We start from the raw sequence: 12,471 nt of genomic DNA, 5'->3' as shown, positions 1-12,471 counted from the left end.
TGTGGAACGGGCTGAGGGTGGTTGAAACACGAAAACGCCTCCTTGCGTCGTGCGAAACGCGATCTGGGGTCAGATCGCGGAGATGTCGATCAGCCGAAGCTGTTCGGGAAAAAGAACGGGAGCCTGGATGCCGACGGTCCGAAGCGACCGGCCGGTGAGGTGCACGGGGTGCTCGGTCCACGCCAGCGACGATTGGCCCGCACCGTCGAGAGGTGTCGTCGGTGAGGCCAGCGATACCCCGTACACCTGATCGTCGTCGAGCCCCGGAAAAGTAATGGGACCTGGCGGATAGCTCGCACTGCTCGTCACCTGCGTGTAGGCGTACAGGGCCCGATCTCGATCGCGTGAGACGACGCCGCGCAGGTCTGCCGTTTCGTCGGGCAGGTCGGCGTAGACCGCGCGCCCGGTATGGGCTAGCTCGCGAACGCGCTTGTGGGCGTCGACCCATGCCGCGAGCTCATTGAGCTCCGCGTCGTCCAGTCGAGAGATGTCCCACTCGATGCCGAAGTGACCAGGCAGTGCCGCGCCGGCACGAAGCGCCAGCTCGTGCCGGCGACCAGTCGAGTGCGACCGCGGGCCACCGATGTGGGCGCCCATGAGCTCGTAGGGAACGACGACGTTGGTGTATTTCTGAATCGTCAAGCGCTCGATCGGATCGATGCAGTCGCTGGTCCAGATTCGGTCTGTGTGGTCGAGAATACCCAGGTCGACGCGCGCCCCTCCCGACGCGCAACTCTCGATTTCGAGCGCCGGATGCCGACTTTTCAACTCGTCGAGGAGCCTGTACAGAGCGCGAACATTGCTGTGTACAGCGGCCTTTCCAGTGACGGTGCTTCCTGCCTCGAGGAGATCCCGATTGTGATCCCATTTGAGATATGCGATGTCGTACGCGCCGAGAAGTGCGTCGAGTCGCTCGAGTAGGTAATCGAAGACGGCGCCGTTCGAGAGATCCAGCACCTGCTGTTGGCGGCCTTCGAGCGGCAGGTGATCACCTGTCTGCAGAATCCAGTCGGGATGCGCCCGAGCGAGTTCGGAGTCGGGGTTTACCATCTCGGGCTCGACCCACAGGCCGAACTGCATGCCAAGAGCGGCGACATGCTCGACGATCGGTGTGAGTCCACGGGGCCAGATATCGTCGTCGACGAACCAGTCGCCAAGCCCGGCCGTGTCGTCGCGTCGGCCGCGGAACCAGCCGTCGTCGAGGACGAAGCGTTCCGCTCCGACCCGAGCACCGGCGTCGGCGAGCCGCGTCAGCCGATCGAGGTCGTGGTCGAAGTAGACAGCTTCCCAGGTGTTGAGCGTGACTGGCCGCGAGGTTGAGGGGTGGCTCGGCCGCGCACGCACCGAGTCGTGGAACCGGGCCGAGACGGCCGTGAGGCCGTCGCCCCACGAGCCCAATGCATCCGGGGTCGTGTAGCTCTCGCCGGGGCCGAGACAGAGTTCGCCTGGCGCCAGCAATTCGCCCGCCTGCACGAGCGCGTGCGAGGCGACCGTTCGTTCTGCGGCGACGCGCTGGTTGCCGCTCCAGGCGAGGTGCACTGCGTGCACGAGGCCTCGTTCGAAGCCGAACCCGGGAGTGCCGGCAGCGAGGAACAACGTCGAATCTGCCCCGGGACGGCCACGACGACTGTCTCGAACGTGTCGACCGGTGGTGAATCCGTGTCGCTGCGGTGAGCGCTCCCTCAGATGGCGTCCCGTCGTGTCGAGCAGCTCTCGAGCGGACTGGGGCACAGGGAAGGTCGCGAGCAGATGCTGCACCTCGTAGTCCGTGTCTCCGAGATTGGTGAGCGTGTGCTGCTGGTGCAGGAGGCCAGCGCCGTCAAGGGTGAGGGTCGACTGGATGTCGAGTTGCGCGTGCTCGTCGACCGAGCGGAGCCTCACGGAGGTCGTAGGTCCACCGTCTGGAGCGTCGGAATGTGTCTCTGTGAGGACGAAGGTGGGGGAGAAGTCCCGTCCGTGGCGTGAGCCGACGAGGCCGGGTTCGTTGTGCCAGCCGGCCGATTCGAGGGGAACGAGCGTGAGCCGAGACGGCGTGTCCAGGCCGCCAGAGACGCGCTGGGGGCGGCCGGCGATGCCAAGGTCCTCGAGTTGAGCTTCGGTGAGCTCGCCGAGATCTTCTCCCCAGTGGACGATCGCGGGGAACCCCAGAGCAGTGAGATCGATGACAACGCTCGTTCCGGCTGACCTGAGATGAAAATACTCGTTGCGACTCTGCATGGATAATTTCTACCGCGAAACTAATTGCGCTGTCAACCGCCGATTCGAGAAGGGAAAAGGTGTGTTTTACTCGCTAAACGACAGTCGTTAGTTGATAATCGAAACAAATGTCTGACACCTTCCGTGACACCGTCGTCCGTGATCCCGCGCGTGAACTCGCCCGCGAGGTCCTGATTCACGGCCCGATTGCCCGTGGAGAACTGGGCCGCAGGCTGGGGCTCTCGCCAGCGAGTCTGACCCGTCTCAGTCGTCCATTTCTCGACCACGGCATTCTTGTCGAGGCTCAAGAGAGGCAGGATGGTGTCGTCGGCAGGCCTGTCAAGCCGCTCGATGTTCGTGTCGATGCGCAGCGGATGCTCGGCGTGAAGATCACCGGGGAGCGCGTGTTCGGTGTCGTGACCGATCTCCGTGCCACGGTCGGGGTGTCAGCGACAGCGCCGCTGGTCGCACACGGCGTCGATAACGTACTCGACAGCATCCAACAGGTGATGGATGCGCTGGAAGCCCACGACGTGACGGCAATCGGCGCGAGTATCGGTGGCAAGGTCACCGGCTCATCCCTCGTCGTTCGGGCTCCGTTTCTCGACTGGCACGACGTCGATCTTGGCGCGGCCATCGAAGAACGCTTCGGCAAGCCCGCGACCGTAGAGAACGACGTCGTAGCCCTCACCGCCGCCGAGCAATGGTTCGGTCATGCCCGAGGCATCGACAACTTCTCCGTCGTCACCATCGGAGCGGGCGTCGGCTACGGACTCGTCGTGCATGGTCGCCAGGTGATCTCGTCGGACACCGGCCTCGGCCTCGGGGGGCACTTTCCCCTCGACCCCACAGGGCCACTCTGCGCCGATGGCCATCGCGGATGCTCCTCAGCGATGTTGTCGATCCCGAGCATGTGCGCCAGCGCCGGCATCGGGCTCGGGCGTGCCGTCGATTACGACGAGCTTCTCGCGCTCGCGGCCGACGGAAATGCGGTAGCGCGGCAGGTTGTGGATACGTCAGGCCGCGCTCTGGGCCGACTCATTGCGGCCAGCGCCAACCTGGCCATGGTCGACACCGTTGTGGTGTCGGGCGAGGGGATCGGGTTGCTCGCCGTCGCGGAGGCTTCGGTGCGTGCAGCGATGCAGGCCGATCGCGATCCTGACGCACTTCCCGTGGATATCAGGCAGACCGGTTCCGACTTCACCGCGTGGGCCCGGGGTGCCGCTGCAGTCGCAATTCAATCGGGTTTCGGTCTCATTCCGAGCGCTGCATAGCTTCGCTAGGGTGAGGGAATGATCCGATCGTCTCAGCAGGGAGCGGCGTCGGGCTATGCCCTCGGCGTCGCCGTCGCGCAGTTCGCGCCGGGCGACGACAAGGCAGAGAATCTCGCCGCGATTAGCCGCCTGGCCGAACGAGCAGCGTCGCGCGGTGCATCCCTCGTCGTCTTCCCCGAATACTCGTCGTACTTCTCGGAACCGTTCGGTGAGGGTTTTCTCGAAAAGGCCGAGCCGATCGACGGAGAGTTCGTCACGCACCTGTCGGCCCTCTCTGAGAGACTGCAGATCCACATCGTCGCGGGCATGATCGAGACGACGGATCGAGGCGATCGTTTCTCGAACACGGTCGTCGCCGTCTCGCCCCAGGGCGCGGCGGTCGCCTCGTATCGCAAGCTGCACCTCTACGACGCCTTCGGTTCGCGTGAGAGCGACTTCGTCGAGCCCGGCAGCATTGCCGCTCCCGAGACCTTCGAGGTCGGCGACTTCACCGTGGCACTGCAGACTTGCTACGACATCCGCTTTCCCGAGATGACGCGACGGCTGGTCGATGCGGGCGCCGATCTCGTACTCGTGCCTGCGGAGTGGGTGACGGGCGTGCTGAAAGAACACCATTGGCGCACCCTCGTCACCGCACGGGCTCTCGAGAACACCATCTACGTCGCCGCCGCCGACCACACCCCGCCTATCGGTGTCGGAGCCAGTCTCGTCGTCGATCCGATGGGCGTGACGGTCGCATCCCTCGCAGAGAATGAGGACGTGGGCGTCGCGTGGATCACCCGAGCCCGGGTGGACCATGTCCGACGCGTGAATCCGGCGCTCGCCCTGCGACGCTTCGGCATCAGCGAACTGTAGGAGCGTCGACGTGGCTGCCGATCGGGAGAGCATCCAATTCGGCTCGCGCAAGGAATTCCGAGACTGGATGCTGGTCAATCAGGATCTCGAGGCCGGGATCTGGCTGATCGTCGCCAAGAAGGCTGCGCCGTTCGAGACGGTCACCTACGCCGAGGCGCTCGACGTGGCCCTCGAATTCGGCTGGATCGACGGGCAGTCACGAGGCCGTGATGAGTACACGTCATATCGTGGATTCACGCCGCGACGCTCAGCGAGCCCGTGGTCGATGCGCAACCGTTTGGCTGCAGAGGCCATGATCGCCGAAGGCAGGATGTCGGCGCGTGGGCTTGCCGAGATCGAGCGTGCGCAGGCAGATGGCCGGTGGCAGAGGGCGTACGCGACCTCGACCGAGGCGCAGCCGCATCCGGATTTTTTGGCCGCGCTCGAGCGCGACGCCGCGGCGAAAGAGTTCTACGCGACCCTCAACGCTCAGAACCGGTTTGCGGTGTACTACCGCATCCACTCACTGAAAACCGATGAAGGACGAGCGCGTGCCATCGGCCGGATGGTGGACAAGCTCGCGCGCGGCGAGAAGCCGGCGGGCTGACGTCAGCGGCTCTCGCGCCCCACTCGAGCGAGCTGGGCGGCGGCCCGCTCGAGAACGTCGACCTTCTTGCAGTATGCGAACCGCACGAGCGACGCGTAGTCACCCGCGAGCTGGTCGCCGCAGAAAGCACTGATCGGAATGCCGACGACACCGGCTAGAGCAGGCAGCTCGCGGCACAGCGCTGCGGCGTCGCTGTATCCGAGGGGGGCGGCGTCCGCGACGACGAAGTATCCGGCCTGCGGAGTGAAGACGTCGAAGCCCGCTTTGGTGAGTCCCGCCGAAAGGATGTCGCGCTTCGACTGCAGGCTTCGGGCGATGTGTTCGAAGAATTCGTCGGGCAGACCGAGACCGACCGCGATCGCTGGTTGGAACGGAGCGCCGTTCACGAAGGTCAGGAATTGCTTCACGGCCAGGACGGCTGTGACGATCTCGTCCGGTGCCGTCAACCAGCCGATCTTCCAGCCGGTCGTGTTGAACGTCTTGCCGCCCGACGAGATCGTGACCGTGCGCTCGCGTGCTCCGGGCAGGGTCGCAATCGGCACGTGCGGAACACCGAAGGTCAGGTGCTCGTACACCTCATCGGTGACGATGATCGCGTCGTGTTTGTGGGCGAGATCGACGATCAACTCGAGCGTCTCACGGGGGAGCACGGTGCCCGTGGGGTTGTGCGGGTTGTTGATCAGGATGACGCGGGTGCGGTCGGTCACGGCCGCGCGCAGATCGTCGTGGTCGGGCAGGAACGCCGGAAGTCGCAGGGGAACGGTGCGATGGATGCCGCGGGCCAGGGCGATCACGGCGCCGTACGCATCGTAGAAGGGCTCGAGCGTGACCACCTCGTCGCCGTCGTCGACCAGGGCGAGGAGTGTGGCCGCGAGAGCCTCGGTAGCCCCCGCGGTCACGAGCACCTCGCGGTCGGCGTCGACGTCGATTCCGTAGAAGCGCTTCTGGTGCGACGCGATCGCTTCGCGCAGAACGGGCATACCGAGGCCGGGCGGGTACTGGTTCAGTCCATCGCTGATGGCTTGACGTGCCGCGTCGAGGATCTCGGCGGGCCCGTCTTCGTCGGGAAAACCCTGCCCGAGGTTGATAGCGCCGGTCGCGGTGGCCAGGGCACTCATCTCGGCGAAGATCGTGGAGCGAATGGAGCCGTCAGGCGAGAGAAGCCCTGCGCCGCGCGCTGTGCGCCGCCAGGAACCGGAGATAGTCACGAAGACCAAATCTACCGCCAGCTTTCATGTGGATAACTTTCCCCGTCATCCGCCGTCATCCTTTACGGTGTACCCATGTTCGGTCAGAAACGCGCTGGGTCTGTAGCTGTGACAGCTCTGATAGTGCTTTCCGTTGGGTTACTCGTGGCAAGTTGTAGCCAGCCTCTTCCTGAGGTTCCTAATGTGAGTAGCGCTTCGCCCACGAAAGCCTCCGTCTCGTCCGATCAAGAGATGTACGCGTCGCTGATGGCGAGCTATCAGGCTTACCTCGACGTTGCTGATCAGATTCTCGCGGATGGTGGTCAATCCGCTAACAGGATTGAGTCCGTATCGACCTCGGCCTATGCAACTGACTTCAAGACGGACGCGGCGGAGTACGCAAGTGCTGGACTGCGATCCGTAGGGTCAACAGAGGTGAAAACTGCGAGTCTTCAAAGTTGGTCTCAGGATGGGAGCGGCTTCAAAGTAACTGCGTACGTTTGCGAGGACGTCACCGGCGTGGACGTCCTCAATAGCGAAGGGGTTTCCGTGGTCTCACCTGATCGAGATCCGACGACACCCTACGAAGTCTCTTTCGAAGGCGCCACGGTTAGCCCTCTACTTGTGACTTCTAGAGAACTCTGGACGGGGGCAGATTTTTGCGACGAATAGCATTTGGACTGTTTGCCGTTGCGATTCTCTTGCTGCTTCCGATTCAAGCCGCGAGTGCAAGCGATTGCTCCATCCTTCAGGCTCAAACAACGGGCTGCGGTGAGGTCTCCGGCGGCGGCGTCGATGTCGGGGTCGGGAGCAATAGCCCCGGCCGCGATGGATCGGCGTCCGGCGGAAGCGACGAGTCCAGCGGCGGGGGAGCGGAAGAGCCCGTTTCCGACGGGGGCGCTGTTGAGGTGCCGTGCATCGCGACGAATCTCGAGCTGTGCAACGAGCAGCGTCTCGACGCGCCAGGTGGGGGAACCCCTCCGGGACCTGCCGTGACGACGGGCGAGGTAGCCCATCTGGTGCCGAGTGTCAGCGTGCAAGGTATGGAGCCGAGGGGCTTCATGGTGGTGGGGCTTCCGACAAACTTCTACGCCGACGCTCAGCCGTCGATAGTGTCGACCACACTGCTCGGAACTCCGGCAGAGGTGCGTTTCACTCCGGCCTCTTTTAGGTGGGACAACGGAGACGGGTCAACGACGACAAGCGCGACGGGCGGTGCGACATGGGCTGCTCTAGGCCTCGCCGAGTTCTCTGAGACCGAGACGAGTCACGTCTTCGACCGGGCCGGCGAGTACACGATCTCTCTCACGATCATCTACTCCGCCGAGTACCGAATCGGCGGCGGTGCGTGGCAGCAATTGGCCGGCACGGTGCCTTCCACATCGCCGCCTCTGACGGCCTCGGCCAAGGCTGCGAAGACGGTGCTGGTCGCCGACGACTGCGGGCGTCGTCGCGTATCTCCCGGGTGCTGACGGCCCTGGAATAGAGCCGCAGGAAATCCGGTTTTCTAACTCCAAGGTCCACCCGAGTGTTACGGCAGTTCGTTTTCAGCCCACGTCGAGTCAACGTTCAGCTTTGGTGGTGATGCTTACAGGGCTTGGAAGGAGCACCCATTGTCTGAGAACACCGACAACCCGATCAACCCGGCGGCAGCCGAGGGCGTTGACCGCGACGACACCACGAACACCGGTTCGAGCCCCGCCGCCACTGAGCACGCCCCCGCCTTCCCCCACTACGCACCCAGCGCATCAAGCGCAACTCCGAATTCGACGCCCGCGTCCGAGACCTCGCCGGCCCCTCACGCCCCCCAGGTTCCCGACCAGCAGGCTCCAGGGGCGATGGTCCCGGCGACCGCGTCTGCGCAGCCGACGGCTCCGCAGCCTGCACCGTACACGCCCGGACACCCTCACGCCCCCACCGCAGCGCAGCCGAACCAGCCCGTTGCTCCGACGAATCCGACTCAGGCGGCAACAGCTCAGTATCCCGCGCCGCACAATCAGGCCCAGCCTCATCAGGCACACGCCAACCAGACGCAGCCGACCGTGCCCTACGGCGCAGCTCCCGGCAACTACGGCAACGGCGCATTCGGCCAGCCACCACAGCAGCCTCCGGTCGCGGGCGCAGCCACGTCCGGCGCCAACGCCCCGAAGCGGCGCGGTGCAACCCTCGTCGTTGCTGCTCTGGCGATCGCCGCCCTCGTGGGCGGAGCATCCGGCGCCGGAATCACCGCCTGGACTCTGAGCCAGAATCAGCAGACCTCGACCTCGAGCGCGTCTGGCCCGCAGACCATCACCGTGAACAATGCAGACGACGCATCGCTCGCAACCGCGGTCGCGGCGAAGGCCTCTCCCTCGGTCGTGACCATCTCGGTCAACGACGGCCAGTCGGGTGGCACCGGTTCGGGCGTCATCCTCTCGGACGACGGCTACATCCTCACCAACACCCACGTCGTCACCCTCGATGGGGCAACCGGAAAGCCGACCATCCAGGTCACCACGAACGACGGACGACTCTTCGCTGGAACGCTCGTCGGAACAGACCCGGTCGCAGATCTCGCCGTGATCAAGCTCGACAAGGCGAAAGACCTCACTCCCATCACCTGGGGCGACTCGACCAAGCTCAACGTCGGTGACTCCGTCGTTGCCATCGGTGCACCGCTCGGACTGTCGGGAACCGTGACAACGGGAATCGTCAGCGCGCTGAATCGCGCGATCACGGTCGCTTCGTCCGCCGCTCCCAAGGGCGACGACACGGAGTCGACTCCGCCCGACGATAACGGCGGGCCTGGCGACGGTACGAAACAGAATCCCTACGACTTCTGGAACTTCGACATTCCGGGCCAGGGAGGCTCTGAAGCGCCCAAGCAGGCGCAGGCCACCTCGAGCATCTCGCTCGCGGTCATCCAGACGGACGCGGCGATCAACCCCGGCAACTCGGGCGGCGCTCTGCTGAACGACAAGGGCGAACTCATCGGCATCAACGTCGCCATCGCCAGCGCCGGCTCCTCGAGTGGATCCGGCCAGTCCGGTTCGATCGGCGTCGGCTTCTCCATCCCCGCCGCGCTGGCCCAGCGAATCTCGCAAGAGATCATCAAGGACGGCGCCGGCAGCCACGGTCTCCTCGGCGCCTCCGTGGGGGACGCCAGCTCAGACCAGGCCCTCGCGAGCGTCACGGCCGGAGCTCTTGTCAAAGAGGTCTCGTCAGGCGGAGCGGCGGAGAAGGCCGGCATCAAGTCGGGCGACGTCATCACGGCGTTCAATGGCATCCCTGTCGCCGGCGCGACCGACCTCACCGCGCAGGTTCGCAGCCTCGCCGCCGGCTCCGACGCCAAGCTCACGGTCTACCGTGACGGCAAGAACCAGGACGTCGACGTGAAGCTCGGAGAACTCACCCAGTAATCGACCTCGGTAGCAGCGATCCCCGGACGGCCTCGGCCGTCCGGGGATTGCTGCGTGCTGGAAGCATCGGCGCGGTAACGGTGCATGAGCCCTGCGATAGGCTCGTTCGGCCAGCGTCGGCGCGACGACATCGAATCCCGCGTGCGACACGGCGCCAGAACACAACGAGTGGATGCCATGACCCCGAACACCCCAGCGAGTTCCCTGCCCGGCGTTTCCTACGTCATGCCGGTGCTCAACGAGGTCACCCATGTCGAGGCGGCGATCGACAGCCTGCTCTCACAGGATTACCGTGGCCCGTTCGACGTGATCGTCGCACTCGGACCGAGCATCGACGGGACCACCGAGTTGGTCGAGCGGCTCTCGCGTGTCGACCCGCGCATTCAGGTGATCGAGAACCCCACGGGTTCGACCCCGAGCGGGTTGAACGTGGCGATCAACGCGTCACGCAACCCGATCGTGGTGCGTGTCGACGCGCACTCGGTCCTTCCGTCGGACTACACGCGCATCGCCGTAGAGACGATGGCGCGCACGAACGCGGCCAACGTCGGCGGCATCATGCAGGCCGAGGGCACCACGCCGTTCGAGGATGCCGTGGCCGCGGCATACGGGTCGGCGATCGGTCTCGGAGGCGGCCAGCACCACCTCGGAGGCGACGAAGGGCCGGCCGAGACCGTCTATCTCGGAGTGTTCCGTCGCGAGTGGATTCAGCGTGTGGGCCTCTTCAACGAGGAGATCCGGCGCGGCCAGGACTGGGAGCTGAACCGTCGACTGCGTGAGGCCGGGGGAGTCGTCTGGTTCACGCCCAAGCTCACCGTCACCTACCGCCCGAGGCCGTCTCTCGAGAAACTCGCCCGGCAGTTCTTCTCCACGGGTCTGTGGCGGGGCGATCTCGCTCGCCGCTTCTTCAGCTCCAATGCACTGAAGTACTTCGCGCCGCCCGTCGCAGTGATGGCCGTGACGCTCGGCCTGCTTCTGGGCTGCTTCGGCTACTTCGGGCTGGTCGGTAATGCGCAGGGCCCTGCGCTCGTGATCTCATGGATCTTCACCGCGCTCTTCATCTTTCCGATCCTCTACGTGCTGCTCGTCGCTGTCGCGTCGATCGGCATCGCAGCGCGTCGGGGCGTTCGCACGGGTGCGTGGTTTCTCGTAGTCTTGCCCTGCATCCACTTCAGCTGGGGCACGGGCTTCATTCTGGGGTTCCTGAAGCTCACGAGCAACATCACCGCTCACACCGGAAGGTAACAGTGTCACCGACGTCTACGCGAGGGCGGCCGTCCTCGATCGCCGAGCTGCGCGCTGTCGCCCAGCCTCCCGAGGTGCGGGGGCGGCGCAATGCGGAGCACTGGACCGCGTCGCTGTACCTGCGCAACATCTCGCCCTATCTGACCTGGCTGTTGCTGAAGACGTCAATCTCGGCCAACGGGGTCACCGGGCTCATGATCCTCGTCGGATGGTCGACCGCCGCTGCGCTCCTCATTCCGGGGATCGGAGGAGCCTCCCTCGCTCTCGTGCTCGGTCAACTGCAGATGCTCGTCGACTGCTGCGACGGCGAGGTAGCCAGGTGGCGAGGAACGTCGTCTCCAGCCGGAGTCTTCCTCGACAAGGTCGGCCACTACACGACCGAGTCGCTGATCCCCATCGCGCTGGGCATCCGCGCGGCCGGTTTTCCTTTCGATGCACCGGCCGACTATCTCTGGACCACCCTCGGATTCGCCCTCGCACTCGTGATCGTGCTCAACAAGGCCCTCAACGACATGGTGCACGTGGCGCGGGCCAATGCCGGGCTCAGCAAGCTCGCCGACAAGCAGGGAGAATCCGAGCCGTCGCAGCGGCTTGTGGCTCGACTGCGTCGCTTGGCCCGGTTCGTGCCCTTCCACAGGCTCTACCACTCGGTGGAACTCACGATGCTGGCATTCGCTTTCGCAGCCCTCGGCCTCTTCATCGGCGGTCCTCTCGCCGATCGTATTCTGCTCGGTGCGCTACTGCCTCTGTCGGTTCTCGCTCTGATCGGGCATTTCATAGCGATCATGGCCTCGAAGAGGGTGCGCTCATAGTCGACGAGCTTCCGCCGACTGTCGGTGTCGTCGTGCTGACACAGGGCACGCGGCCCGATGACCTGCGCCGTGGGCTCGAGTCGATTCTTGCCCAGACGGGGGTGACCCTCGATGTCGTGTGTGTTGGAAATGGCTGGGTGCCGGTCGGGTTGCCTGAGGGCGTCGCACCGCTCGCGTTGGCCGAGAACCTCGGGATTCCCGCGGGTCGCAACGCGGGGGTCGACAGGGTCTCCGGGGAGTTCATCTTCTTCCTCGACGACGACGCCAGCATCCCGTCGTCGACCTTTCTCCTCGACGCGATCACCATCATTCGACGAGACCCGAGCATCGGACTCCTGCAGCCGCGGGTCGTCGATCCTCGGGGAGTGACGAATCCCCGCCGCTGGACGCCACGCATCCGAAAGGGCGACCCTCGCACGTCGTCGCCGGTGTTCTCGGTATGGGAGGGGGCCGTGCTCCTGCCGCGATCCGTGTTCGACGCGACGGGCGGGTGGGCTGCGCCGTTCTTCTACGCGCACGAGGGTATCGAGCTCGCCTGGCGCGTCTGGGATCAGGGGCTCGTCACCTGGTACGCCGGAGATCTCGTCGCACACCATCCCGCTATCGAACCGACGCGGCACTCGTACTACTTCAGGCTCAACGCGCGTAATCGCGTGTGGCTGGCGAAACGCAACCTGCCCGCGATTATCGCGCCGGTCTATGTGGGAGCGTGGACCGGCATCCAGATTCTTCGCTGGGCGCGCCGCCCCGCGGCCCTGCGCGCCTGGTTCGGCGGCTGGCTGGCGGGCTGGCGCGAAGACGCCGGCGAGAGACGGCCGATCCGCTGGCGCACCGTGCTTCGGATGACGAGGGCCGGCAGGCCGCCCATCGTCTAGCTGCGTGACCGGATGCGTGTGGTTCGATCATCACGATTGGCTA

General features: G+C 65.1%; 10 protein-coding genes. 8 read left to right on the top strand and 2 right to left on the bottom strand.

Going from position 1 to position 12,471, the window contains the following annotated elements:
* Nucleotides 1–69 precede the first annotated feature (69 nt).
* Complete coding sequence (locus CCK87_RS08080) at nt 70–2,217, bottom strand: alpha-galactosidase (protein WP_086460885.1); 2,148 nt, start codon at nt 2,215–2,217, stop codon at nt 70–72.
* A 107-nt stretch (nt 2,218–2,324) separates the two neighbouring features.
* Between CCK87_RS08080 and CCK87_RS08075 the strand changes: the two genes are divergently transcribed.
* From CCK87_RS08075 to CCK87_RS08065, 3 genes are read left to right on the top strand one after another with little or no spacing between them, the layout of a single operon-like run.
* Nucleotides 2,325–3,470, top strand: coding sequence for an ROK family protein (locus CCK87_RS08075; protein WP_086460884.1), 1,146 nt, complete (start codon nt 2,325–2,327; stop codon nt 3,468–3,470).
* An 18-nt stretch (nt 3,471–3,488) separates the two neighbouring features.
* Nucleotides 3,489–4,325, top strand: a complete 837-nt coding sequence (locus tag CCK87_RS08070; RefSeq protein ID WP_086460883.1) for a carbon-nitrogen hydrolase family protein — start codon at nt 3,489–3,491, stop codon at nt 4,323–4,325.
* 10 nt (nt 4,326–4,335) lie between these two features.
* Nucleotides 4,336–4,911, top strand: a complete 576-nt coding sequence (locus CCK87_RS08065) for a YdeI/OmpD-associated family protein (RefSeq protein ID WP_086460882.1) — start codon at nt 4,336–4,338, stop codon at nt 4,909–4,911.
* 2 nt (nt 4,912–4,913) lie between these two features.
* Here the strand turns inward: CCK87_RS08065 and CCK87_RS08060 are convergent, their stop codons facing one another.
* Nucleotides 4,914–6,119, bottom strand: coding sequence for an aminotransferase class I/II-fold pyridoxal phosphate-dependent enzyme (locus CCK87_RS08060; RefSeq protein WP_086461239.1), 1,206 nt, complete (start codon nt 6,117–6,119; stop codon nt 4,914–4,916).
* A 1,022-nt stretch (nt 6,120–7,141) separates the two neighbouring features.
* On the opposite strand from CCK87_RS08060, the gene CCK87_RS08050 reads away from it, so the two are divergent.
* The 5 genes from CCK87_RS08050 to CCK87_RS08030 all read left to right on the top strand — a co-directional run bounded on the left by CCK87_RS08050 (nt 7,142) and on the right by CCK87_RS08030 (nt 12,428).
* Entirely contained in the window at nt 7,142–7,570 is a 429-nt protein-coding gene (locus CCK87_RS08050; protein WP_140162785.1) for a hypothetical protein, read from the top strand.
* A 141-nt stretch (nt 7,571–7,711) separates the two neighbouring features.
* Entirely contained in the window at nt 7,712–9,496 is a 1,785-nt protein-coding gene (locus CCK87_RS08045) for a trypsin-like peptidase domain-containing protein (protein ID WP_249273782.1), read from the top strand.
* A 177-nt stretch (nt 9,497–9,673) separates the two neighbouring features.
* Nucleotides 9,674–10,741, top strand: a complete 1,068-nt coding sequence (locus tag CCK87_RS08040) for a glycosyltransferase family 2 protein (protein WP_086461237.1) — start codon at nt 9,674–9,676, stop codon at nt 10,739–10,741.
* 2 nt (nt 10,742–10,743) lie between these two features.
* Complete coding sequence (locus CCK87_RS08035) at nt 10,744–11,553, top strand: CDP-alcohol phosphatidyltransferase family protein (protein WP_086460879.1); 810 nt, start codon at nt 10,744–10,746, stop codon at nt 11,551–11,553.
* Nucleotides 11,554–11,585: 32 nt separating this feature from the next.
* Nucleotides 11,586–12,428 (top strand): glycosyltransferase, encoded by an 843-nt coding sequence (locus CCK87_RS08030; protein ID WP_249273781.1) that lies wholly within the window; start codon nt 11,586–11,588, stop codon nt 12,426–12,428.
* Nucleotides 12,429–12,471: the final 43 nt, after the last annotated feature.

This window comes from Agreia sp. VKM Ac-1783, assembly GCF_900177765.1.
Taxonomy (GTDB): domain Bacteria; phylum Actinomycetota; class Actinomycetes; order Actinomycetales; family Microbacteriaceae; genus Agreia.
The sequence above is the reverse complement of the archived record's forward strand: the minus strand, read 5'-3'. Positions and strand labels throughout refer to the sequence as shown.